This is a genomic window from Microtetraspora malaysiensis, assembly GCF_050947145.1.
GTDB classification, from domain to species: domain Bacteria; phylum Actinomycetota; class Actinomycetes; order Streptosporangiales; family Streptosporangiaceae; genus Microtetraspora_A; species Microtetraspora_A malaysiensis.
Window position 1 is genome coordinate 4,155,444 of record NZ_CP191998.1, and the last position, 23,477, is coordinate 4,178,920.

Consider the following 23,477-nt stretch of genomic DNA (forward strand, 5'->3'; position numbering starts at 1 on the left):
TCGCCGTTGAATTGCGTCCTTTCGCCGTATTGGGGAGAAAGTCGTCAATCGTAAATATGGCGGCACTACGGGGCGTTTCGCCCGTTTTGGCTGGCCTGGGGGTTGTGGCGCGCTCCCGCCAGTCAGCATCACAAGAGCGGGACTCATCACGACCCGACAACTCCTCCGGAAAGAACCCGGCGGACTCGAAGAGTCGAGCCATGACCCACCCCCGATCGCGATTGGAACGCCTGTATGAATAATGACAAAGGCAGCAGCGCTAATCAAGTCGAATTCGCAAAGAATTTCGAGGAAAATATCGATCTATATGTCAGTAAAAATCGGGCAGCGATGCTATCTGGGCGCCCAGTTCGCGCCTGGCTGATGCCTGTTTGGTGCCTATTAAGTGCCTATCCGGGACATTTCTATGGCGTCTAGTTAAGGTATTTATCTGTATCGAGTTCCGGCCAGCTTTGGTTTGCCCTATTTCGTAGGGACATGTCGAATCGAGCTCTCACCACGGCCCGCGTGATCGCCGCAGACTCCGCGCGTGACTGAACGGGTTCGCGTACGCGAGATCGATGACGACGAAGGCAACCGGCTGCCGCGCATCGTCACACCGTACGGCGACGGCATCGGCTTGGTGGTGGCCTGGCAGCGGGGCAAATGGTGCTGCTGTCAACTGGCTGATTTCCTGGTCGCCGCGGGGGTGGGTGAGGGCGTCAGTCATGAGAGCCGAGGGACGGAGTCGGGCGGTGTGGTCAGTTCTTGACGATCGTGCTCTCGACGCCGGGGAACCCCTTGTCCCACCAGTGCCCGTGGCGCCGGTAGACGGCTGGATCGCGGTCGGCGAGCAGCGCTGACAGCTTCTCTGCCTCCTCGGTCAGGCCATGCCACGCTGCCTTGCCGAGCTTGCGGAAGGCGGTCAGTTCCAGCCCGCCGTCGGCTGCGCGCCACACTCCGGCGACCTGCCCGTCGACGAGCAGACAGGGCAGCACGTCGCCGTTGCGCCGGACGACCAGCGGCCGGTAATCCTCGGGCACGACCCGACCGGGGCCGGTGTGAGCGAGCAGGGTGCTGTCCCACATCGGCAGCAGCCTCGGCGGCGCCGGGGTGTCCTCAGCGGGCACGGTGGCGTCCGACAGGTCGAACAGTGCGGCGCGGCCCGGGCCTGCCACCCACCTGGTCGCCGAGCTCGTGCAGCGCCTGGGCGATCACGGCGCTCCGCAGCAGGGTGAACCGGGCGAAGTCCTGGGCCGATGCGGGTCCGAACGCCTGCAGGTAGGCGAGCAGTAGCCGCCGCACCCCGGCACCCGCTTCCTGTGGCGCGGCGCCCAGGGCCGCCGGGGAAGCGAGGTAGGTGTTCGGTTGGGTGAACGACCACGGGCCGCCGGTCGGCACATGATGCATCGGCGCGTACGTCCGCAGTGCCCACCAAACACGGTGCGCGTGCTCGCCGAACCGCCCCATGACCTCGTCCTTCACCTCGGCGCCGGTGCGGGGTCGCGCCAGGAAACCGGCAAGCTCTGGAAGCAGCGCGTCGGCGTCGGAGTGGGTCAGCTCTGTCGAGGTGAAACGGCGGTCGTACAGCCGCGCCGCCCGCAGGCTGCTCAGCATGGCGGCGTGGTAGGGCGCGTAGTCCTCGGTGTGGACGGCGTGCAGCGTGATCCGCATGAGGGTCGCCTTCACGATCCGGCGGTCCGCGAACGCCGCGTCGAGATCTTCGGGCGCGAAGTCCTGTACGCGGTTCCACAGCGCCAGGTACGGCGATGCCGGTGTCTGCGCCTGCAGAGCGCAGACCCGGCGGACCGCCTCCGCGACATCAAGGCGCCGGCGTTCGAGCAGGAGTTGACGGTCCAGGGTAGCCAGGGCGAGTTGTCGCGCAGTGAGCCTCATGGCCGGATTATTCCGTCCCTGGCCTTGGTCTCTGTCCGGGCTTGGTCTCTGTCCGGCGCTCCCTGGCGCTCGTCCCGCTGGGCCGTTCGGTTCGCACGCGTACAGAGCGCAGGCAGGACGCCGGGCTGGGGCCACCGGCGGGGGGCGGGCGGCATGGACGGATGGTGTGGACGGCGATCTCGCTGACGCCGACACGGAGCGCTGCCGGTGTGACCTTGCGGACCTCCGCATCGGACGCGGAGCAGCGGGCACATGTCCCACACGCCGCCGTTCCCCTGCAACGGCCCGGCACGCCGCCCGGGGCGCACGCCTGTACGGCATCGCGGACGTCGGTCGGACCGGCGGGAAGGGGGCCCGGCGGGAAGGGGGCCGACAGGAAGGGGCTGGCAGGAAGCGGGGCTGGCGGGAAGGGGGCTCGACAAGAAGGGGACTGGCGGAAAGGGAAGCAGGAAAAGGGAGGATCGTCATGAAAGTGGGACTCGGTCTGCCCATCGCGGACCCCGGCTCGCTGTCGGCCTGGGTGCGCCGTGCCGAGGACGGTCCGTTCACGACTCTGGCGATGCTGGACCGCCTCGTGTACCACAACCCCGAGCCGCTGGTCACGTTGGCCGCCGTCGCCGGAGCGACCTCGCGGATCCGCGTGATGACCGAGGTGCTGATCGCCCCGACACGGGAGACGCCCCTGCTGGCCAAGCAGGCCGCGACACTCGACCGGATCTCCGGCGGCCGGTTCACGCTCGGCATAGGGGTGGGCGTGAGGGAGGACGACTTCCGGGCGGCGGGTGTCGACTACCGGCGTCGCGGTCGCCGTCTCGACGAGCAGATGGCGGTCCTGCGGCGGGTCTGGGCGGGCGAGCCGTACGGCGGGGACAGCGGGGACATCGGCCCCATCGGGCCCGCGCCCGTGCGGCCCGGTGGCCCCGAGGTGCTGTTCGGCGGGTTCGTCCCGGCCACCGCTGAGCGCGTCGCGCGATGGGGAGACGGGTTCCTGGGCGCGATGTTCTCGCCCGAGGAGATGGGCCGGTTCTTCCGCACTGTGGAGAGGGCGTGGCAGGAGGCGGGACGTTCCGGCGGTCCTCGGCTGGTGGCCCAGGCCAACGTGGCGCTCGGTCCGGACCGGGTGGTGGATGAGGCCCGGCAGGCCGTCCGGGCGTACTACACCTTCGCGGAGTACCGGGACCGCGTCGCCGAAGGGATGCTGACCACCCCGGAGGCGGTCCTGCGAGCCGTGAGCGCGTTCGGTGACATTGGCGCCGACGAGGTCATGTTGTACTGCTGGTCCGCTGACGCGGGCCAGGTCGACCGCGTCGCCGAGGCGCTCCACCGCTGATGCGGCCGGCGTTCACCGGGCCCGTCGCCGCGCACGCGGATGATCGGGAGCCGTCGCCGTCTGCCAGAATCTGGTCATGCTGAGGTTCGGATCCGTCGTGCTGGGTGTCTCGGACGTGCCACGTGCCGCGGCGTTCTGGATGGAGGCGCTGGGCTACGTCCCGCGTGACGAGATGGAGGACGACTGGGTGGTGCTCGTCCCGGCGGAGGGGGCGGGGCCGCAACTGTCACTCGGTCTCAGCGAGACGCCGGTCCAGGAGCACCCACAGGTCCACCTGGATCTGTACGCCGATGACGCGGCCGAGCAGGTCGCCGAGGTCGAGCGCCTGGTGGCCTTGGGCGCGCGGCGCGTCGACTGGGACCTCTACCCGGACGACCCCGACTTCGTGGTGCTCGCGGACCCCGACGGCAACCGCTTCTGCGTCATCGACACCAGCCGCGGCTGACCGTACGGGCCGGCGTCGGTGCGATTTGCCTCGGCATACCCCTGGGGGTACTTTGAGGCCATGGAGATGAACGAGTCGATGGTCGGCGACGCGGTGACGCGACTCCGGCGGGCGCACGGCCAGCTCGCCGGCGTGATCGCGATGATCGAGGCGGGGGAGGACTGCGCCAAGGTGCTCACCCAGCTCGCCGCCGTCTCCAAGGCGCTCGACCGGGCGGGGTTCAAGATTGTCGCGAGCGGCCTCCGGTGCTGCCAGGCCGCCCAGGAGCGGGGCGAGGAGCCGCCGATGAGCGTCGCCGAGCTGGAGAAGCTGTTCCTGTCCCTGGCCTGACCTCCGGGGGTGCGCATCACCCCCGGTCCGGCCGGGACCTTTTCTGACTCTCGGCGAGGGATCGTTCTGCTCGGTGAGCGGGGCGGGCCGGCACACCTCCACGATCGGGGACGAGATCGCCGGCAACCCGATGCTCGCATACGACGACCCGGACCGGCTGGCCGACGAGCTGCTCGAGGCCTCGCTGCCGATCCCGGGCTTCTACCAGCATCTGGGGCCCGCGAACATGTACGGCGTGCCGCCGATGCCGCCGGTCGCCGTGCCTGAGCTGTCGTTGTCCGAGCTGTCCATTTCTGAGCCGTCCCCGCTGTCCTCTTCCGGGCCGGCCCGTTCCGTGCCGCCCGTACGCGCTCAGGTACTGACGCCGTCGCGAAGCTGGGCGAACGCCCGGTCGGCGGCGGAGACGGCCGAGGGGTGGGAGTCGTCCGCGCTCATTCCCCCGGCGAGCGCCGCCCAGTTGCGGCGGGCGAGTACACGCTGGACCGCGATCACCTGAGCGGCCAGCAGCCGCGCGGTGAGATCGTCCGCGTCCTCGCCGAGCGCGGCCGCGAGGGCCTCCTCGTCGGCGGCCATGTGGTGGAACAGGCGGGCCACCAGGGAGGGGGTGGAGAAGACCATCCGGTGGTATCCGATGACCTCGGGGTCGTCGTTCAGCCCGGTGACCGGGTCGCGCCGCGCGAGGCCGTCGAGGAAGTGCGCGTGGAGCGCGGCCAGCGGGTCCACCCCGGGCGCGCGGTGCCGTACGACCCGGGCGGCTTCACCCCTGTGGTCGGCGATGCGGTGCAGGACGAGGTCTTCCTTGGTCGCGAAGTATTTGAACAGCGTGGGCTTGGACACCTCCGCCGCCGCGGCGACCTCGGCGACGGACACCTCGTCGAAACCGCGCTTCAGGAACAACGAGATCGCCGCCGCGGAGATCGCGTCGTGGGTCCGCTGCCGCTTCAGCCGCCGAAGTCCTGTCACGCCGCCAGCATAGCAACGTGTTAACTCGGTTAATCTATTAACTCGGTTAACTTAAGGTGGTGTGATGAACGGACTCGACGAGGAGAAGGCGTACGCCGCGCGCTGCGACGAGGGGCTGCGTGCGATGTTGGACGGCGCCCGGCTGAACGTCGTCATCGGTGAACAGGTGGCGGGCGACCGGTACAGCGCCGAGCGGCTCGGGCGCCACCTGAAAAGCCTGGCCAAGGAGCTGACCGAGGAGCCCGGTGGGCCGCCGTTCTTCGGCCGGCTGGAGTTCGGCTCGGGCGCGGACGCGGGCGACCACCGGGGCCGGCGCTACTACATGGGCCGACGGCACATCTCCGGCGGGCCGGGCGAGCCGCCCATGGTGATCGACTGGCGCGCGCCGGTGGCGCGGGCGTTCTACCGGGCCGGCGCGGGCGCCACCTTCGGCATCGCGGTACGCCGCAGGTTCGGCTGGGCGGAGCGGGAGCTGACCGGATACGAGGACGAGCACCTCGACCGGGGCGAGGACGCGGGGGCCGCGAGCCGGATCGTCGCGGCGGAGATCGAACGCCCCCGCGTCGGTCCCATGCGCGACATCGTGGCCACCATCCAGCCCGAGCAGGACGAGCTGGTGCGGGCCGAGCTGGAGGAGTCGATCTGCGTCCAGGGCGCGCCCGGAACCGGAAAAACCGCCGTCGGCCTGCACCGCGCCGCGTACCTGCTGTACGCGCACCGGCAGCGGCTCTCCCGGTCGGGGGTCCTCGTGCTCGGGCCGAACCCCGCGTTCCTCCACTACATCTCGGCGGTGCTGCCCGTGCTCGGCGAGGTGGACGTCGAGCAGACCACCATGGAGCGCCTGCTGGCCCGCGAGGCGGCGCCGGCCCGGACCCGCGCCCGGACAACAGCCGGGGAGGCCAAGGGGGACATCAAGGCGGACATCAACGGCTACGCCGAGGACGTCGCCGCGGCGGCCGCCGTCAAGCACGACGTCCGCATGGCGGCCGTCCTGCGCCGGGCCCTGTACGCGCGGGTGCGCCGGCCCGAGGGGCCGGTCACCGTGACCGACGGCTCCTACCGGTGGCGGGTGCCGGAGGAGGAACTGCGCCGCATCGTGGACGGCACCCGCCGCGAGGCCGCGCCGTACGCGGTGGGACGCGAGCGCGTCATCGCCCGGGTCGTCGCCGCGCTGGGACGGCAGGCCGAGGCGCGCGGGCGGAACCTCGACGGGGTCTGGACCCGCCGGACGTCCCGCGCCGCGACGCCGTTCGTCGACGCGGTCTGGCCGGACGTGCGGCCCGAGGAGGTGGTCGCCGGGGTGCTCGGCGACCCGGAGACGCTGGCGCGGGCGGCGGACGGCGTCCTGACGCCGGAGGAGCAGGCGGCGATCCTGTGGGCGAGGCCGCCGCGCACGTACCGGAGCGCCCGGTGGTCGGCCGCCGACCTGGTGCTCCTCGACGAGGTCGCCGGCCTGCTGCGGCGCGCGCCCGGGTACGGCCACGTCATCGTCGACGAGGCGCAGGACCTGTCGGCGATGCAGTGCCGAGTCGTCGCGCGCAGGAGCGAGTACGGCTCGATCACCGTGCTCGGCGACCTCGCGCAGGGGACGACGCCGTGGGCGGCCCGCGACTGGCGTGACCTGCTCGGGCACCTGGGCAAGCCGGAGGCGCGGGTGATCGCGCTGACGACCGGCTTCCGGGTCCCCGGCGCGGTCGCGCGGCTCGCGAACCACCTGCTGGACGTCCTGGACGCGGACGTGCCGCCGACCCGCTCCTTCCGCGCCGACGGCCGGGTCCACGTGACGCGGACGCCCGACCTGCCGCGCGCGACTCTGGACGCCGTACGCGAGGCGCTGCGGCACGACGGGTCGATCGCGGTGATCGCGCCGGGCGGAGCGGTGGACGCGCTCGCCGCCACATTGCGGGAGGGCCTGCCGGGCGAGGCCGTCGGCGCGCTGACCGCCTCGCCCGGTGAGCCGGCGGACGGCCCTGCCCGGGTCACGGTGCTGCCCGCGTCGCTGGCCAAGGGCCTGGAGTACGACCACGTGGTCGTGGCCGAGCCCGCCGACATCGTCGAGGGTGAGGAGCGCGGGCTCAACCGGCTCTACGTGGTGCTGACGCGCGCCGTGTCGCGCCTGGACGTGCTGCACGCGCGGCCGCTGCCGGCCGGCTTCCCGGAGCCGGCCGGCCGCTGACCCGCGACCCGCGACCCGGCACCCGAGCCCGGCACCCGGCACCGGCCGCGACTCGGGAATCGCGGCGGTTGGAAATCCGGCGGCGGTTGCGCCATCGTGGACGGACTCGCGATCATCAGCACACCGCCCCGGGGGAACGACGTGAAGAGGCTCATCGCCCGCCTGTGGCGGGCCATCCGCGGCCCGATGCAGTGGCGTCTGCTGTGGCTCGCGCACGCCACGTTCATGGTCGGTGTCACCGGGATCGTCCGTGACTCCGAGGGGCGGGTGCTGCTGTTGAAGCACCGCCTGTGGCCGGAGGGCCGCCAGTGGGGCCTGCCGTCCGGGTACGCGAAGCGGTCGGAGACGTTCGAGGACACGGTCGCCCGCGAGGTGCGCGAGGAGACCGGGCTGGAGGTCCGCGCGCACCGGCTCGTCCTGCTCAAGAGTGGCTTCCGGCTGCGGCTGGAGGTGGCCTACGAGGCCGAGTTCCTCGGTGGCACGCTCAGGACCGACGGCTTCGAGATCCTGGAGGCCGGGTGGTTCTCGCCCGACGACCTCCCGGAAGAGCTGCAGGAGGGGCACCGCCTGCTGATCAGAGGGGAGACCGCCCGGCCCGCCACGCCGTGAGGGCCGGGACCGGACGCGAGGTCCGGTCCCGGCCGAGGTGATCGTCACGGAACGGCGGCGGGCGTCAGTACTCGACCTGCACCGAGGCCCCGGAGAAGGCCTGGGCGGCGTACAGACTGACGTAGTGGTAGCCGGCCGCCGGGTTGGTCACCGTCAGGGTCTCGTCGTTGCCGGACCCGGCCGACCGCTGCGTGTACGCCGACGTCGTGGCCCACGAGCCGGCGCTGTAGTAGAGGTCGGCGTTCCCGGTGCCGCCCGACGACGTGATGACGAGCCGGGCCGTGCCGGCCGGGACGTACAGGAAGAAGTAGGCGTAGTTCCCGGCGGTCGCGGAGACGCCGCTCCGCCGGCAGTTCTTGCCCAGCTCCCGGGTGTCGGCGGAGGTGCACTCCGGCATGGATTGCCCGGAGGACACGGCCACCTGCCGGGTGGTCGTGCCGGTCGCACCGCCGTTGTCGGTGACGGTCAGCGTCACCGGGTACGTGCCGGCCGCGCCGTACGTGTGCGAGGGGTTGGCGGAGGTGGACGACGAGCCGTCACCGAAGTCCCAGCGGCGCGCGGTGATCGTGCCGTCGGGGTCGGTGGAGGTGTCGGTGAAGTTCACGGCGAGGCCGTTCGCGGTGAACGTGAACGCGGCCTGCGGCGCCTGGTTGCCGCCGCTCCCGCCGCCCGCGCAGGCCCCGGACGCGCAAGCGGCCAGCCACGCTTGCCAGTCGGCGTCGTAGCGGGCGCCGATCGTGCCGGTGAGGAAGGCGCGAGCGCCGTTCCAGTCGCCGGTCCGGTAGCGGCCGAGGACGGTCGCGACGTCGGCGGGGTGCTTTTCGAACATGTACCGGACCGCGAGGTAGCCCCAGCGGTAGACGCGCGTGGTGTCGTGGGAGTAGGTGGTGTCCCACAGCGTGCTCAGCGCGTACGTCCGCTTCGCCGCCTCGGCGATCGCGGCGTCGTAGACGACGTTCCGGTAGGAGTAGGAGACGTACTCGGCGAAGCCCTCGATCCACCAGATGGTCGGGGTGGTGACGCCGGCCCCGAAGTCGCCGTACATGTCGAACCGGCCGTCGAGGTAGTGGGTGTACTCGTGGTTGAGGTTCCAGATCTGGAACGCGGGACGCACCCACTCGGCCTCGTAGGCGATGAAGCGGGGCTGGTTGCCGGCGGCGGCCGGGTCGCCCTCCAGGTACATCCCGCCGTTGTCGGTGTCGATGCCGAAGATCGCCCCCGCGTAGGTCTGGTAGTCCGTGCTCGAATCGAACACGCAGACCTCGATCGTGGTGTTGTTGTCGTTCGCGACCGGGCCACTGTCCTTGACGAGGTTGTGGAAGTACGCGTCCTGGGCGGTGAGGCTGGCGCAGGAGTCGGCGAGCTGCGCCGCCGTCATGTCCTGGGCGCGGACCTTGATGCTCGGCCCGCAGTCGTAGGTGATGGACAGGACGGTCGCGGCGAGGCGGGCCTGCAGGTCGCAGGTGCCGTAGGAGGAGCAGTTCGCCTTGTCGTAGCTGTCGGTCATCTCGGCCACGCCCACCCACAGCGGCGCGGTCGGCCCGGTCATGGAGCTGCGCTGGAGGAGGTTCGTGGCCAGGGGCCGCACCGTGGCCCGCAGCGTCGCGTGCTGGAGGAAGCGGCCCAGCTCCCGGCCCGCGTTCGAGGTCAGGTACGCGCGGTCGGTGCCGAGCAGATTGAGATGGTTCGTCGCGAAGGCGTTCAGCGTGTCCAGCACGCTGGGGTCCGCCTGGACGGCGGTGACGAACGCCGGGACCTGGTGCCCGCGGAAGAGCACCGTGTAGACGTTGTTGACCGCGGTCAGCATCCACCAGTACGCGTCGTAGGCGCCGGTGTAGCCGTTCAGCAGCCGCTTCACCACGTAGAGGTAGCGGTCGTTCTCCTCGGCGCTGTCGATCAGCGTGACGGCCTCGGCGAGCACCTCGCCGTTGGCGTCGCCGACCGTCGAGGACCGGGAGTTCGCGAAGAACGCGTCCAGCCCGGACTGGATCGCCGTCTTCAGCGCGGGCCCGTACGCGCCCACGGTCGAGGGGTAGTACCAGTGCACGTAGTAGCCCGCGCGCAGGTAGAGCACGAGCTGGGCGGTGCCGGTGGTGTTGTCGCCGGGATAGGAGACCGCGTTGTCGCGCAGGCCGTAGGCGACGCTCGCCATCTGCGACTCGCGGAACGCGGCGGCCGCGTCGGAGCCGGTCAGCATGAAGAGTGTGTTGACGCACTCCGTGGTGGACGACTTGATCTGCTGGACGAGCGCGCTTCCGGTCCGGCTGGTGAAGTCGCGCACGTCGCACGTGGCGGCCGCCCCGGCCCGCGCGGCGGACGTCGCCTTCTCCTTCGCGGACGGGCGCGGGTGCGCCGGGGCGGGATCGGGCCGGTCGTAGTCGCGCCGCAGCCGTTCGGTGGAGGAGGGGAGCGGCGCCCGCTCGTCGACCGGGAGCGGGGAGCGCCGGAAGTGATCGGCGCTGTCGACGCCGTCGTTTCTGAGCAGCGGCGGGGCGGGGGGCGGCGTTTTGCCCGCCGAAACGGTCGTCGCCGGTGCCTCGGCGACGGCGACGGCGGCGGCTGCCGGCTGGAGGACGAGCCCCAGACCGAGGACGGGGGTGAGAACGAGCGCGGCCAGTGTCGGCCTTCTGCGTGCGCGCAGGGGTGGGGTGACTCCCACGTGCGACCTCCGGGGGGTGTCGAGGAACGAGCGTGAGGTTGGATGTGACGGGGGACGTCGCGGCGGCCCCGGGACGTGAGGGGACGCGAGGGGACGCGAGGGGACGCGGCGGGGCTCTGCCGCGGGCGGCCAGGTGGCTCCGGGGGATTCACCGCCGGAGGGTCGAAGGGGTGTGCCGCCCGTAGTTTGATGACGAAATCAAACCAGCGGCCATAAACGGGGGCATAAGTCTCCGTTATGGCCGGGTTATGGCTCGGGCCGCGGCGGTTCCCGTGCGTTCGGCGGCCTGACCTGCGGCGGGAGCGGATCGGTGTGGCCCGTTCCAGGGGGCGCCGCCCGGCCCCCGGCATACGTCCCGGCGCTACATCGGCCCGATCAGGTGATGTTCCCAGGCCCAGGCGGCGATCTCGACCCGGTTGCGCACCGTGAGCTTGGCCTGGATGGCGGACACGTGGCTCTTGACCGTGCTCAGCGAGATGAACAGCTCGGCGGCGATCTCCTGGTTCGTCCGGCCCCGGGCGATCGCCCGGACGACCTCGATCTCCCGGTCGGACAGCGGCCGGTCGGGCGCGGCCGATCTCGCCGCGCCGGGGGCCGGGCCGGCGGTCAGATGGCGCAGCAGCCGGACGGTGACCGACGGGGAGACCAGGGCGTCGCCGGCGTGCGCCGCCCGCACGGCCTCGACCAGCAGCGCGGGGCCCGCGTCCTTCAGGAGGAAGCCGGCCGCTCCGCCGCACAGCGCGCCGTAGACGTACTCGTCGAGGTCGAAGGTGGTGACGACGACGACCCGGAGCGGGTCGGCGACGCCGGGGCCGGCCAGCGCGCGGGTGACGTCGATGCCGTCCAGACGCGGCATCCGTATGTCCACCAGGCACACGTCCGGGCGCAGCCGCCGGGCCAGCTCGACCGCCTCGGCGCCGTCCGCGGCCTCCGCGACCACGCTGATGTCGGGCTGGTCCTCCAGAATGAGCCGCAGGCCACCGCGGACCATCGCCTGGTCGTCCGCCAGCAGAACCCTGATGGTCATCGCCGCTCCCGCGTCGGGACGGGCAGGGTGGCGCACACGGACCAGCCGGCGTCCTCGCGCGGTCCGGCGCGCAGCGTCCCGCCGAGCGCCTCGAGGCGCTCCCGCATCCCGACGAGGCCGTACCCGCGGCGACGGGGGGACCGGGCGGACGGACGCGGCGCGTCGTCGGTGACCTCGACGGTCACGGCGTCCCGATCCCGCGCGACGCCGACCGTGACGGTGCGGGACTGCGGGGCGTGGCGGGCGATGTTGGTCAGCGACTCCCGTACGACCCGGTAGACGGTGCTCGCGACCTCGGGCGGCCAGGCCGCCGCCTCGTCGTCGTCCGGCAGCCGCAGGCGCACCGTCCGGCCGTCGCCGCCGAAGCGTTCGACCAGATCCTCCAGACGCTCGGGGGAGCGGGTCGCGGGGTCCGCGCCGTCGGCGTCCCGCAGCAGGCCGACGACGCGGCGCATCGCGGCGAGTGCCTCGGAGCCGGCGGCCTCGATGCCCGCGAGCGAGGCGTCCACCTGCTCGGGGCGCTTGCGCGCCACGATCTGGGCCGCCTGCGCCTGGAGCACGATGCCGGTGACGTGGTGGGCGACCACGTCGTGCAGTTCCCTGGCCAGCGCCAGGCGCTCGTCGCGGCGCACCTTGTCCGCCGCCGCTCTCCGGCGGGCGGCGAGCAGCCGCGGCGCCAGCCCGGCCGCGACCGCGGCGAGCCATCCCGCGCCGTTCAGCATCGTGACCGCCGGGACGCCGAAGGCGAGCGTACGAGCGCTGAACAGGCTCGCGGCGACCACCGCCAGCCCGCCCGCCGCGATCGCGCCCGCCGAGCGGGCCGGGAGCGTCCTGACCGCGGAACCGACGAGCACGGACAGGCCGAGGGTCATGGCGGGGCCGGGCTCGGCGGGCAGACCGCCGAACAGGGCGGCCGGGATCGCGACCGCCGCCACGGCCAGCCCGGCGATCGCCGCCCACGCCCGCTCACGCCGGCGCAGCAGCGCGATCAGGCACACCACCGCCCCGGCGACGCAGTCGAACTGCCAGTAGCCGCTTCCCCAGCTCTCCGCGATCCGGGACGCCCAGAACGCGAGCACCGCGGCGAAGACGACCGCGAGCCCGATGTCGGACGCGTTCCTGGCCCGCCCGGCCAGCCACTCGGGAACGTTCACAAGCGTCGAGGCTACGAGATGATCACCAGCGGGCCGTACCGGCCGAAAGTACGATCCCGATGCGGAGAACCGCCCTTTCGGCCGGTGCCGCCACCGGGCCGCGGTCCCCAGGATGAGCGCCATGTCACATGCAGATCGTTCTTCGAGCATCCGGACCGAAGGTGGCGGTGCTTACAGCGGCGGGCGTCCGGCGGACCTCGCCGGCCCCGGCGCACAGGACGGCCGCGCGCCCGCCTCACCCGGTGCTTCTTCCGGTGCTTCTCCCGGGCGTCCCCGCATCGCCGCGCTCGACGTCGTACGCGGGGTCGCCCTGTGCGGGATCCTGCTCGCCAACGTCCAGCCGATCGCGAGCGTCGTCGACCTCGCCGCGCCCGGGTCGGCAAGCGGCCCGGCGGAGGAGTGGATGGGCCTACTCGTCGCGCAGCGCTTCTTCCCGATCTTCTCCCTGCTGTTCGGGATCGGGTTCTCGCTGCTGCTGGAGTCGGCCGGGGGCCGCGTCGCCCATCCGCGCCGGCTCCTGCTGCGCCGGCTGCTGATCCTGTTCGCGATGGGCGTCGCGCATTTCCTGCTGCTGTGGCGGGGCGACATCCTGAGCACTTACGCCGTGATGGGCCTGCTGGTGCTGCTGCCCTCGACCTGGTTGCCCCGATGGGCCGTGGCCGCCCTTTCTCCCGTGTTCTTCGCGGCGTCGTGGGTCATGCACGGCGACCGATTCCTGCTGATCGCGGGGCTGTTCCTGCTGGGCTCGGCGCTGACCCGGTACGGGGTGGTCGACCGGATCGAGCGGTCGACCCGGGTGCCCGCCGCGCTCGGCCTGGTCTTCGCGGTCGCGGCGGCGCCCGCCCTCTGGTGGCAGATCACGTCGCGGACCGACGGCACGAGCGCCCTGTGGTCCTCCGCCCTCTCCGTGTCCGGGACGCTGCTCGCGGGCCTGTACGTGTGCGCGATCCTCGTCCTGCTCCGGACGCCGCTGCGGGCCGCGCTGCAGGTCGTCTTCGCGCCGCTCGGCCGGATGGCGCTGACCAACTACCTGACCGCCACGGTCCTCGTCCTGGTGGCCGCGCGGCTGTTCGGCGTGCCGGTCGGCCGGTCGTGGACCGCGATGTTCCTGACCGCGGGCGTCATCCTCGCGCTCCAGTGGGTGTGGTCCACCCTCTGGCTGCGCCGGTATCGCTTCGGCCCCCTTGAGTGGCTCTGGCGCTGGGCCACCTGGGGTCGCCGACCGCCCCTGCGTGCCCTTTCGTAGGGGGTACGCGGCGGGCCTGGCACAGGGAGCAGGTCACAGGGAGCAGGTCACAGGGAGCAGACCGTCGTGCGCTCCTCGGTGTGCCGGACGATCCGCTCGACGACCTCGATCACGTCCGAGGCGGGAAGCCGGACGCCCTCGCCGTCGAGCAGCCGGTAGGAGATCCACTCCTCGCGCACCCACACCTGCCACGCGCCCCGCTCCTGCCGCAGGCTCCCGTCGCAGGACAGGTGCGCGCGCAGGCCGCGGGCGGCGAGCAGCGCCTGGATCCGCTCGGCGGACCGGCGGCGCGACCACGGCCGGGGCCGTACCGGGGGGAGGCGCGGGGCGCGCTCCGGGACCGGGGCGGCGAGCGGGACCGGGAGCGGAACGGTGAAGAACACCGCCTTTCCCAGCGCGGGCGACGCTCCGAGGCGGCCGCGGGTCGGGTGGACGCCCCAGCGTCCGCCGTGCTCGGCGGTCAGCGCGTCCACCAGGTGCAGGCCGCGCCCGCCGGTGGAGTCCGTGGGCGGCGACTGCGGCGGGCGGCGTGGCGGCCCCTTCCACACCACGGGGTCGAACACCTTGAACACGATCTCCGGTCCGGCGTGCCGCCGCAGGTAGGCCCACATTTCAGGGCGCCCCCCGCCGGAAGGCGTGGTCCGGTACGCGTGCAGGAGGGCGTTGGTGGCGAGCTCCGAGGCGATCAGCGTGACGTCGCAGGTGACGTCGCGCGGCAGGCGGAACTCGCGGCACAGGGCGCGCGCGATCGACCGGGCGAACTCGGCGCAGGTCGCGTCCAGCGGCAACGGCCACGCCGGGAAGCCGCCGTCGCTCAGCCTCGTCGAGATGTCCATGACACGTTTCCGGTGCGGACGTCACCTCTGATCGACATCATGTTGGGCTCCTTTGCGTTGTTCCCGCCGAGCCGTACCGCGAGCGGTGCGGCCGGAATCGGCGGGCCGGTGGTGGGGGCGGGGCGAAACGGTGGTGGGCAGGTGGCGGGTAATGGGAGAGACAGCCGGAAGTTTGTCCCGAGAAAGCCACTGGTTATTCATTGCCGCATAATTTCCCGTTATGGATCTCGATATCCGGCATCTGCGAATGATCTGTGCGATAGCGGAATCGGGCAGCCTGACCAGGGCGGCGGCCCAGGTGGGGCTCTCCCAGCCGGCCATGACGAACCTGCTGCGCCGGGTCGAGACCCTCATCGGGGGCGAGCTCTTCGTCCGCAGCCGCACCGGGGTGGAGCCGACGCCGCTCGGCAACCAGGTCATCGCCCGCGCCCGGATCGTCCTGTCCGAGGTCGACGCGCTGTTCGGCGACCTGCTCGGGCCGTCCGAGGCCGGATCGCTGCGGCTGGGCTCGGTCCACGTCGGCTGCGTGGGCAGCATCGTCAACCGGGTCGGCGACGTCCTGCCCGGACGTGAGATCTCACTGCGCATCGAGCCCTCCGCGGTGCTGCTGGCCGAGGCGCTCACGCACGGGCGGCTCGACGCGGCGCTGCTCGGCGTCATCGAGGGGTTCGACGTCAGCCTGGCGCCGCCGGTCGTCAGCCGGACGCTGGTCCCCAGGTATCCGATATTCGTCGCGCTGTCGGCGGCGCACCCGCTCGCCGGAAACGAGGAGATCCGGCTGGCCGACCTCAGGGACGAGGCGTGGATCAGCCCGCCGGGGGCCGACGACGGCTCCCTCGCCGCGCTGCGGGCCTCGTGCCGGGCGGCCGGCTTCGAGCCCGACGTGCGCTTCGAGGCGCCGAGCGGCGCCGCCCGCCCCCTGGTGGCGGACGGGCACGGCGTGCGGCTGGTCGATCCCTGCTGGCCCGCACCGGCGGGCACCGCCGTACGGCCGCTCGCGGGGGAGCCGCAGATGGCACGACTGCTCGTCGCGTGGCGCAGGGACCGCCTGGGCGACGCGGCCGCCGGGGCGCTCTATCGCGGCCTGGCCGCGGCGTTCATCGACCATGTGCACGACAACCCTGTCTTCGGACGCTGGTGGGGGGCACACCCCGAAGTGCATCCACTGGTGTGAGACCCGGTGCTCTGGGTCCTGTGAGCTGCGGGAAAGGCGGTTTCCATTAGGAAACTTTCCTAATCAAAACGCCATAGGAGGTCCGCCGTCAAGACCTCACGGCACTCTCGTCCCGTTCGGCTCGGGGCCGAAGTGGTGATCGCGAAGGGGACGATCGTAGGTTCGGGAATCGAATGGCGATGCGGGGTGGGTGAGTGCGGACGAGGTTGCGGAAGCTGCGGATCGGCGGGCGGGAGTTCCTGTGGCGCGCGCAGATCCGTCACGTGCGCGGTGAGGGTGACTGCCATCGGTGCATCCGGGTGCGGATATGGGGTGCGGGCAAGACCGGCCGCGCTCTGCAGGCCGACTTGCTGTCGAAGAGCTGGCCCGCGCCCTGGGGCGCATGCGCCACCGACGGCGCGTACCCGGCTCCGCAGGACGTGCGAGCGCTCGTTGTGCATGCCGTGGAGCACGGTTGGGAGCCCGATGCCCGTGGTGGGACGCACATCCTGACCGAGAGCGAACACGCTTCCACGCTTGAGTTGCCCGGATTCCTGCTCACCGATCGCCTCCGCCTGCCCGAGGCGCCGGATCCGACCGCGCGGGTGATCCGCGCCTTCGAGCAGCGGACAGGCGACCGCGACGTCCCCTCGGGGGCGTTCGCGTACCGGGGAGAAGGAGCGCTCACTCGGGAGCGGTGACCGGCCGCCACGGCACCGGGCTGGACAGGACCATGGTGCTGGAGGGCCGGCCGTGCTGGGCGAGCAGGTCGATCAGCGCCTCGAACTCCTCCATCGACGGCACCGCGACCAGGAGCAGGCAGCAGGTGTCGCCGGTGACCCGGTACACCTGGAGGATTTCCGGCCGGGTCAGCGCCTCCGCGTCGCGGAGCACGCACCGCGGACCGTAGCAGTCCATGCGGATCAGCGCCCGCACCGAACGCCCGGCGAGCCCGAGGTCCACGTGGGTGTGGTAGCCCGAGATCACCCCGGACTCCTCCAGTCGCCGGACCCGCTCCGCCACGGCGGGCGCCGACATGTGCACCCGGCGGGACAATTCGCTGTACGACAGCCGCGCGTCCGCCTGCAACTCCGCCAGGATCGCCCAGTCCATCGCGTCCACGACCGCGCCTCCCGATGACTCCGCGCCGCAGCGCCGACGACGTGCGAGCCGCCGATCGCGGACACGCAAAGCGAACCGCCGATCTGGCTTCCGAACGGAAGGTCCAAACGGCATATCGCCTTTCACAGGATATTTCATGCTTTGTCGTAGAAGCGGACCATTGGAGGTGGAACGAGGAGAGAGACATGAGAACGCCCACGGTGGACTTCGCGCATCGCACGCCGTATGACGAGTACGTCGGCACCGACGTCTTGCACGCGCTCCTCAGACCGCGGACCGACGAGCCCGAGGAGCCCGCCTTCCTGGTGACCACGCAGGTCATGGAGCTGTACTTCGGGTTGATCAGAACCGAGCTGGGGTTGGCCGTCCGGCGGCTGGACGAGGACGACGCCGCCGGGGCGACCGCGGTCCTGCGCCGGGTCACGCGCTATCTGGACGTGCTGACCGCGGCCTGGTCGGCGCTGGGCACGCTCACCCCGCCCCGGTTCAACGCCTTCCGCGAGAAACTCGGCGAGGCGTCTGGGTTCCAGTCGGCGATGTACCGCCACGTGGAGTTCCTCCTTGGCAACAAGTCCGAGCCGCTGACCCGCCCGCACCGGGGGAGCCCGGAGGCCTATCGGGAGCTGCTGGCCGCCCTGCGCGCGCCGAGCCTGTACGACGCCGTGCTGGCCCTGCTGTCCCGCATCGGCCACCCGATCCCCGCGGCGACCCTCACTCACGACCCGGCGGAGCCGTACGAGCCGAGCCCGGTGGTGGAGGCGGCGTGGGTGCGCGTCTACACCGAGCTCGGGCCGGGCGACGCCCTGTGGGAGCTGGCCGAGGCGCTCACCGACGTGGCCGAGCGGTTCTCCGAGTGGCGGCACCGCCACCTGATGGCGGTTCGGCGCACGATGGGCGCCAAGATCGGCACCGGCGGCTCCAGCGGCGCGGGCTGGCTGGAGCACTCGATGCGGCGGGACGTCTTCCCCGAGCTGTGGTCCGCCCGCACCGCCATGTGACAACGGCGGGCAGCGGGCGAGCCTCGGCGCCGGAGTGCACCAGCCGCGCGCGTAGCCTGGGCTGTCACCGCCACATGAATGGTCACGGGCGCTGACACATCCTCGCCCGCGAAATTCCGGCCGTCCCGCCGCCGATTCAGCGAAAAATCTACATCGTAAAGGTGTCGGGCCTACTCCAGCGCCGTGAGCGGGGCGGGATAGCCGCGCACCCCGCCGATCCGCCACGGCTCGCGCGCCTCCGCCGGCACCAGACCGGAGAGCTCGGGGACGTACCGGTGGATGTAGCCGGAGACGGGGTCGAAGCGGCGCGCCTGGCGGAGCGGGTTGAGCACCCGGCCGGGACGAGGCGAGTTGCCGGTGCCCGCGATCCACTGCCAGTTGCCGCCGTTGTCGGCCACGTCGCCGTCGAGCAGCAGGTCGAAGAAGTGCGCGGCGCCGACCCGCCAGTCCACGCCCAGGTGGTTGACGAGGTAGTCGGCCACGATCATGCGCGCTCGGTTGTGCATCCAGCCCTCGGCGAGGAGTTGGCGCATACCCGCGTCCACGATCGGGATCCCCGTCATGCCCGCCTTCCACGCGCTCACCGCCTCGGCGTCGTCTCGCCACCGCCGCGGGCGCGGGCGGTAGTCGCGGCGGCCGATCGCCGGGAAGGCCAGCGTCACCTGGTGGAAGAAGTCGCGCCAGCAGAGCTGCCGGACGAAGGGGTGCTCGACGGGCGCGACGCATGCGGCCTCCAGCGGGGAGAGGCAGCCGAACCTCAGGTACGGGCTCAGCCGGGAGGTGCGGTCGCCGGCCAGATCGTCGTGCCCGTCCGCGTAGCCGTCCAGGCCCTCGCGCCGCCACAGCTCCAGCCGCGCCCGCGCGGCCGGCTCGCCGCCGCGCAGCGCCGGGTGGGGCGCGTGGCCGGGCAGGTCGCCGGGCTCCAGACCGTGCTCCAGACCGTGCTCCAGACCGGGCGGCAGCGGGACGCGCGACGGAGCCGGGAGCACCGGGCGGCGCGGGTGGGCCGCCCACGCCCGCCAGTAGGGCGTGAAGACCCGGTAGTGATCCCCGCCCCCGGACGGCAGGAGTTCGCGGGGCGGGACGATCGTCAGACCGGGGAAGAGGCGCAGGCCGATCCGCTCCCCGGCGAGCCGGCGCTCCCGCCCGCGGGCGAGCGCGCTGACGTCGGCGCTCGCGTAAACCTCGGACGCGCCCACCTCGGCGGCGAGCCGCATCGTCTCGGCCACCGTGTCGCCGCGCCGTACCAGCAGGTCGCCCGCGCGGGCCCTGAGCGACGCGCGCAGATCGGCCAGGCAGTCGGTCAGGAAGCCGGCGCGGCGGCCGGCGGGCACCTTGGGATCGAGCACGAAGAGCGGCACGACGTGGCCGCCGCGGGCGCAGGCGGCGGTCAGTGCCGGGTGGTCGCGCACGCGCAGATCCCGCGTGAACAGCACGATCACGGTGTCCATCGGCACGGCCCCCCTGCGGTTGCATCCGGCGTAGTCTTTGCGGTGTTCCTGCGCTGAGCTGGTTGTTTGTCCGCCAGGTGCCTCCGTATCAATAGATTCGAGCGGGTTCGGCGTCCAGAACCGGGGGGATCAGTGGACGATACGACGAGCATCCGCCTCACGCGCGGCAACGCGCTGCGCGACCGTGTCACAGCCTGAGCGGGCGGCCCGCTGCCTGGTGACGGGTGCCACCGGCTACGTCGGCGGGCGGCTGGTCCCCGAGCTGCTCGCCGCCGGGTACGGCGTGCGCTGCATGGCCAGGTCGCCGGGACGGCTGCGCGACCGGACGTGGCACGGAGACGTGGAGATCGCGAAGGCGGACGCCATGGACCGGGGGCAGACCGTGCGGGCCCTTGAGGGGACGGACGTCGCCTATTACCTGATCCACACCATGGGGTCCGCCCGCGCATTCGTGGAGTGGGACCGGAAGGCGGCCGCGGTGTTCGTCGCAGCGGCGCGGGAGGCGGGCGTGCGGCGGGTCGTCTACCTCGGCGGGCTCACGCCGCCCGAGCGGCCCTCCCCGCACATGCGTTCCCGGGCCGAGGTGGAGCGGATCCTTCTCGGCTCCGCCGTCCCCACGACGGTGCTCCGGGCGGCCGTGATCATCGGCTCCGGGTCGTTGTCGTTCGAGATGCTGCGCCACCTCACCGAGCGGCTGCCGGTCATGATCACGCCCCGCTGGGTGCGCTCCCTGACCCAGCCGATCGCGATCCGCGACGTGCTGCGCTACCTCGTGGGATGCGCGGAGCTGCCCGAGGACGTGCACCGGGGGTTCGACATCGGCGGCCCCGACGTCCTGACGTACGCCGAGATGATGCGCGGCTACGCGGCCGTGGCCGGGCTGCCGCGCCGGGTGATCCTGCCGGTGCCGCTGCTCACCCCGCGCCTGTCCAGTTACTGGGTGGGGCTGGTCACACCGGTGCCGGCCAGGGTGGCCCGGCCGCTGGTCGAGTCGCTGCGGGGCGAGGCGGTCTGCCGGGAGCACGACATCGCCCGGTACGTGCCCGACCCGCCCGAGGGGCTGATCCGGTTCACCCAGGCGGTGGACCTCGCGCTCCGCCGGATCAAGGAGGCGGACGTCGCGACCCGCTGGTCCTGCGCCTCCACGCCGGGCGCGCCGAGCGACCCGCTGCCCACCGACCCCGACTGGGCGGGCGGCAGCCTGTACGTGGACGAGCGGAGCCGAACCTTGGACGTGCCGCCGGAGCGGCTGTGGCGGGTGATCGAGGGCATCGGCGGTGAGAACGGGTGGTACTCCCTCCCCGTCGCCTGGCGGGTACGCGGTCTTCTCGACCGGCTGATGGGCGGCGTGGGCCTGCGCCGGGGGAGGCGCGACCCGCAGCGGCTCCGGGTCGGCGACGCGCTCGACTTCTGGCGGGTCGAGGAGATCGTGCCCGGCTCCCTGCTGCGGCTCCGCGCCGAGATGCGGCTACCCGGCCTCGCTTGGCTGGAGCTGACCTGCCGGCGGGAACGAGGGCGCACGGTATACGGCCAGCGGGCTATCTTCCACCCCCGCGGCCTGCTCGGCCACCTGTACTGGTGGGCGATCACGCCGCTCCACGGGCTGATCTTCGGCCGGATGCCCCGCAACATCGCCCGCGCGGCGGCCCTTCCGCCGCCGCGCCCCGGGTGACGTTCTCACGGGTGGTGGCAGACCGCCTCGTGCCCGGAGGTGAGGACGTGGAAGGTCACCTCCGGCGCGCGGAACAGGGTGTTGTGCACCGGGCAGTGCCGGATGACCGCGGTGAAGGACTCGCGCAGCCCCTCGGGCAGCCCGGGCGCCTCGACGTCGAGCGCGACTTTGCTCAACCGCGCCGGCTGCAGGCCGAGGTCGTACCGCGCGGTGACCGTGACGCCGGCGGGAAGCTGGCATCGGTGCAGGTATCGCTCGGCGCAGTCCGCGACGCACGCGGCGAGGCTGCCGACGAAGAGTTCGGTCGCGGTGGGCCCGGTGTCGCTTCCGCCGAAGTCCTTCGGCTCGTCCACCCGCACGGAGTGCCCGCGGATCTGGATCTCGAAGCGGTCGCCGCCGTGCCACGCGACCCTCAGGGTTTCGCTCCTGCTCTCGGCCATGGCTGGCTCCACGCTCGTGACTGATGCTCCAAAGAAATGCCGCTGCCCACCCTGCGCCGCGAAAAACCACCACAAAAGGTGATATGTCGGATTAGAGGGGTGTGTTGATGGAGGGACGTACTGAAAGAGGGGCGCACGGATATATACCGACAGAGGGCGCAGTACGGCCCGCGGGAGAGGGGGCGCCATGAGAGAACCGATCGTGGTCGGCGTCGACGGGTCGCCGGTCTCGCTGCAGGCCGCCGAATGGGCCGGACGGGAGGCCGCGCTGCGCGGCGCGCCGGTACGGGTCGCCCACGTGGCCACGGAATGGGCCCACCACATCCCGCTGGTGCCCGAGCCCGGCCGCTGGGGCGAGGAGCGGGCCGGGGCCCTGGAGGAGCTGCTCCAAGGCGCGGCCAACCAGGTCAGGGCGGGCCGCCCGGACGTACAGGTGACCACCGAGATCCTGGAGGGCGGCGCGGGCGAGGCGCTCGTCGCCGAGGCCAAGGGGGCGCAGCTCCTGGTCGTGGGGAACCGGGGACGCGGCGGCTTCGCCGAGCTGCTGCTCGGCTCCGTCAGCCGCTACACCGCCTCCCGGTCGCCGTGCCCCGTGGTCGTCGTCCGCGGGCCGCACCCGCACGCGCGCGGCCAGATCGTCGCGGGCGTCACCGGGCGGGCCGACCGGAGCGCGGTCCTGGACTTCGCCTTCCGGGAGGCCGAGCTGCGCGGGGCGGTCCTGCGCGTCCTGCACGCCTGGACCCACCCGACCAGCACAGGGCCGGGCGACATGCTGCCCCTCGTGTACGACGTCGAGGCCGTCGGGCAGGAGGAGGAGGCCCTGCTCGCCCAGGCCGTCGCCGGATGGCGCGAGATCCGGCCCGACGTCGAGCTGATCCAGCAGGTCGTGCGCGCGCACCCGGCCAAGGCGCTGATCGAGGCCTCCGCCGAGCACGACCTCACCATCCTGGGCGCGCACGAAGGAGGCCGTTCGTTGCTCGGCCTCGGCTTCGTCGCGCACGCCGTCCTGCATCATGCGCGCGGCCCGGTCGTGATCGTCCGTCCGTGACCGCCCGTCCGTGACCGCCCCGCGCGGGGACGGGAGGACGGAGAGGGGGAGAGATGGCCGAGCCGATCCTCGTCGGCGTGGACGGATCCCCGCCCGCCGTGGCCGCGGTCGCCTGGGCGGCCGACGACGCGGCCAGGAAGGGCACGCCGCTGCGCCTGGTCCACGCCGTCTACCGTCCCCCGCACGGGGCCCGGTCGTACCCGATCCCCGGGCTGGATGACGCGCTGAGCCGGGCCGGTGGCGAGTTCCTGCGTGAGGCCGAGGAGATCGCCAGGGAGTGGCACCCCGGCCTCGACGTGTCCACCCGGCTCCTCGAGGGCGCCCCGGCCCGCGTCCTGCTCCGCGAGGCGGAGAGCGCCTCCGAGCTGGTGGTCGGCAGCCGCGGCCGGGGCGGTTTCGCCGGGATGCTGCTCGGCTCGGTGAGCGGGCACCTCCCCGGCCACGCCGCCGTCCCCGTCGTCGTCGTACGGCCCGGCCGCACGACGGCGGACGCGACCGAGGTGGTCGTCGGCGTGGACGAGTCGGAGGGGTGCGAGCCCGCCCTCGGCTACGCGTTCGAGCAGGCGCGGCTGCGCCGCGGAGGGCTGCGCGCCGTGTACGGGTGGCGGCCGCCTCCCGAGGTCTACGCCGGGTACTCCGTCTTCGACCCCGAGGAGGCGGGGCAACTCCGGCAGACCCTCGACGTCGGCCGGATCGCCGCCTGGCGGGCGAGATATCCGGACGTGCGGGCGGAGGTCGAGGTCGTCTGCGACCACCCCGTCAGCGCGCTGGTCGACGTGGCCGCGGCCGCGGCCGTGCTCGTCGTCGGCTCCCACGGAAGGAGCAGGATCGGCGCGATGGTGCTCGGCTCGGTGAGCCGCGGCGTGCTCCACCACGCTCACTGCCCCGTCGCGGTCGTGTCCTCCCGCCACTTGAGCCCCCGCTGACCCGCCGGTCCGCCGCT

At 72.5% G+C, this 23,477-nt stretch carries 23 protein-coding genes; 13 read left to right on the forward strand and 10 right to left on the reverse strand.

Translation table 11 applies throughout. From position 1 onward, the window contains the following. The first annotated feature begins 529 nt into the window (after window positions 1-529). Window positions 530-751, forward strand: a complete 222-nt coding sequence (locus ACQP1V_RS19505; protein WP_433425043.1) for a hypothetical protein — start codon at window positions 530-532, stop codon at window positions 749-751. Here the strand turns inward: ACQP1V_RS19505 and ACQP1V_RS19510 are convergent. After that, complete coding sequence (locus tag ACQP1V_RS19510) at window positions 741-1,109, reverse strand: DNA glycosylase AlkZ-like family protein (RefSeq protein WP_433425045.1); 369 nt, start codon at window positions 1,107-1,109, stop codon at window positions 741-743. The genes ACQP1V_RS19505 and ACQP1V_RS19510 overlap by 11 nt on opposite strands. After that, on the reverse strand, window positions 1,099-1,875 hold the full coding sequence (locus ACQP1V_RS19515) for a DNA glycosylase AlkZ-like family protein (RefSeq protein WP_433425047.1): 777 nt from the start codon (window positions 1,873-1,875) through the stop codon (window positions 1,099-1,101). The genes ACQP1V_RS19510 and ACQP1V_RS19515 overlap by 11 nt, the downstream gene beginning before the upstream one ends. Window positions 1,876-2,341: 466 nt before the next feature. Here ACQP1V_RS19515 and ACQP1V_RS19520 point away from each other — a divergent pair, with 466 nt between their 5' ends. The 3 genes from ACQP1V_RS19520 (at window position 2,342) to ACQP1V_RS19530 (ending at window position 3,980) form a co-directional block, all read left to right on the forward strand. Further along, window positions 2,342-3,205: an LLM class flavin-dependent oxidoreductase gene (locus tag ACQP1V_RS19520; protein ID WP_433425049.1), complete on the forward strand. Its 864-nt coding sequence runs from the start codon at window positions 2,342-2,344 to the stop codon at window positions 3,203-3,205. 76 nt (window positions 3,206-3,281) lie between these two features. Then, window positions 3,282-3,650 carry a VOC family protein gene (locus ACQP1V_RS19525; protein WP_433425051.1) on the forward strand — a complete coding sequence of 123 codons (369 nt, stop codon included), beginning with the start codon at window positions 3,282-3,284 and terminating at the stop codon, window positions 3,648-3,650. 60 nt (window positions 3,651-3,710) lie between these two features. Then, window positions 3,711-3,980, forward strand: a complete 270-nt coding sequence (locus ACQP1V_RS19530) for a metal-sensitive transcriptional regulator (protein WP_067126333.1) — start codon at window positions 3,711-3,713, stop codon at window positions 3,978-3,980. Window positions 3,981-4,331: 351 nt separating this feature from the next. Here ACQP1V_RS19530 and ACQP1V_RS19535 read toward each other — a convergent pair whose 3' ends face one another. Next, window positions 4,332-4,943 carry a TetR/AcrR family transcriptional regulator gene (locus ACQP1V_RS19535; RefSeq protein WP_433425053.1) on the reverse strand — a complete coding sequence of 204 codons (612 nt, stop codon included), beginning with the start codon at window positions 4,941-4,943 and terminating at the stop codon, window positions 4,332-4,334. Between the two features lie 64 nt (window positions 4,944-5,007). Between ACQP1V_RS19535 and ACQP1V_RS19540 the strand changes: the two genes are divergently transcribed. Together ACQP1V_RS19540 and ACQP1V_RS19545 are read left to right on the forward strand one after the other, a co-directional pair. After that, a complete protein-coding gene (locus ACQP1V_RS19540; protein WP_433425055.1) occupies window positions 5,008-7,119 on the forward strand; it encodes a HelD family protein in 2,112 nt (703 codons plus the stop codon). Between the two features lie 96 nt (window positions 7,120-7,215). Further along, a complete protein-coding gene (locus ACQP1V_RS19545) occupies window positions 7,216-7,728 on the forward strand; it encodes an NUDIX domain-containing protein (protein WP_433425057.1) in 513 nt (170 codons plus the stop codon). Between the two features lie 64 nt (window positions 7,729-7,792). On the opposite strand, the gene ACQP1V_RS19550 is transcribed toward ACQP1V_RS19545, so the two are convergent. The 3 genes from ACQP1V_RS19550 to ACQP1V_RS19560 form a co-directional block, all read right to left on the reverse strand. Continuing rightward, window positions 7,793-10,387, reverse strand: a complete 2,595-nt coding sequence (locus tag ACQP1V_RS19550) for a collagenase (protein WP_433425059.1) — start codon at window positions 10,385-10,387, stop codon at window positions 7,793-7,795. Between the two features lie 361 nt (window positions 10,388-10,748). Next, window positions 10,749-11,414, reverse strand: coding sequence for a response regulator (locus ACQP1V_RS19555; RefSeq protein ID WP_433425061.1), 666 nt, complete (start codon window positions 11,412-11,414; stop codon window positions 10,749-10,751). Continuing rightward, complete coding sequence (locus ACQP1V_RS19560; RefSeq protein WP_433425063.1) at window positions 11,411-12,568, reverse strand: sensor histidine kinase; 1,158 nt, start codon at window positions 12,566-12,568, stop codon at window positions 11,411-11,413. Before ACQP1V_RS19560 ends, ACQP1V_RS19555 begins: the two co-directional genes overlap by 4 nt. 121 nt (window positions 12,569-12,689) lie before the next feature. Between ACQP1V_RS19560 and ACQP1V_RS19565 the strand changes: the two genes are divergently transcribed. Beyond that, window positions 12,690-13,814 carry a DUF418 domain-containing protein gene (locus ACQP1V_RS19565; protein ID WP_433425065.1) on the forward strand — a complete coding sequence of 375 codons (1,125 nt, stop codon included), beginning with the start codon at window positions 12,690-12,692 and terminating at the stop codon, window positions 13,812-13,814. 47 nt (window positions 13,815-13,861) lie between these two features. Here the strand turns inward: ACQP1V_RS19565 and ACQP1V_RS19570 are convergent, their stop codons facing one another. Then, entirely contained in the window at window positions 13,862-14,650 is a 789-nt protein-coding gene (locus ACQP1V_RS19570; protein ID WP_433425067.1) for an ATP-binding protein, read from the reverse strand. Between the two features lie 220 nt (window positions 14,651-14,870). Here ACQP1V_RS19570 and ACQP1V_RS19575 point away from each other — a divergent pair, with 220 nt between their 5' ends. Both ACQP1V_RS19575 and ACQP1V_RS19580 read left to right on the forward strand, forming a co-directional pair. Beyond that, window positions 14,871-15,824, forward strand: a complete 954-nt coding sequence (locus ACQP1V_RS19575) for a LysR family transcriptional regulator (protein ID WP_433425069.1) — start codon at window positions 14,871-14,873, stop codon at window positions 15,822-15,824. Window positions 15,825-16,018: 194 nt separating this feature from the next. Beyond that, window positions 16,019-16,504: a hypothetical protein gene (locus ACQP1V_RS19580; RefSeq protein ID WP_433425071.1), complete on the forward strand. Its 486-nt coding sequence runs from the start codon at window positions 16,019-16,021 to the stop codon at window positions 16,502-16,504. Here ACQP1V_RS19580 and ACQP1V_RS19585 read toward each other — a convergent pair. Then, a complete protein-coding gene (locus ACQP1V_RS19585) occupies window positions 16,488-16,916 on the reverse strand; it encodes an Lrp/AsnC family transcriptional regulator (RefSeq protein WP_433425889.1) in 429 nt (142 codons plus the stop codon). The two genes, ACQP1V_RS19580 and ACQP1V_RS19585, sit on opposite strands and share 17 nt — an antisense overlap. Before the next feature lie 194 nt (window positions 16,917-17,110). On the opposite strand from ACQP1V_RS19585, the gene ACQP1V_RS19590 reads away from it, so the two are divergent. Continuing rightward, entirely contained in the window at window positions 17,111-17,923 is an 813-nt protein-coding gene (locus ACQP1V_RS19590; RefSeq protein ID WP_433425073.1) for a tryptophan 2,3-dioxygenase, read from the forward strand. A 170-nt stretch (window positions 17,924-18,093) separates the two neighbouring features. Here ACQP1V_RS19590 and ACQP1V_RS19595 read toward each other — a convergent pair whose 3' ends face one another. Continuing rightward, window positions 18,094-19,374, reverse strand: a complete 1,281-nt coding sequence (locus ACQP1V_RS19595; protein ID WP_433425075.1) for a cryptochrome/photolyase family protein — start codon at window positions 19,372-19,374, stop codon at window positions 18,094-18,096. A gap of 184 nt (window positions 19,375-19,558) precedes the next feature. Between ACQP1V_RS19595 and ACQP1V_RS19600 the strand changes: the two genes are divergently transcribed. Then, window positions 19,559-21,046 (forward strand): SDR family oxidoreductase, encoded by a 1,488-nt coding sequence (locus ACQP1V_RS19600; protein ID WP_433425077.1) that lies wholly within the window; start codon window positions 19,559-19,561, stop codon window positions 21,044-21,046. A 5-nt stretch (window positions 21,047-21,051) separates the two neighbouring features. Here ACQP1V_RS19600 and ACQP1V_RS19605 read toward each other — a convergent pair whose 3' ends face one another. Further along, window positions 21,052-21,486 (reverse strand): OsmC family protein, encoded by a 435-nt coding sequence (locus tag ACQP1V_RS19605; protein WP_387415852.1) that lies wholly within the window; start codon window positions 21,484-21,486, stop codon window positions 21,052-21,054. A gap of 187 nt (window positions 21,487-21,673) precedes the next feature. Here ACQP1V_RS19605 and ACQP1V_RS19610 point away from each other — a divergent pair, with 187 nt between their 5' ends. Both ACQP1V_RS19610 and ACQP1V_RS19615 read left to right on the forward strand, forming a co-directional pair. After that, the gene (locus tag ACQP1V_RS19610) at window positions 21,674-22,534 is read left to right on the forward strand and encodes a universal stress protein (RefSeq protein ID WP_433425079.1); all 861 of its coding nucleotides are present in this window, start codon (window positions 21,674-21,676) and stop codon (window positions 22,532-22,534) included. A 53-nt stretch (window positions 22,535-22,587) separates the two neighbouring features. Further along, the gene (locus ACQP1V_RS19615; protein WP_433425081.1) at window positions 22,588-23,460 is read left to right on the forward strand and encodes a universal stress protein; all 873 of its coding nucleotides are present in this window, start codon (window positions 22,588-22,590) and stop codon (window positions 23,458-23,460) included. The last annotated feature ends 17 nt before the right edge of the window (window positions 23,461-23,477 follow it).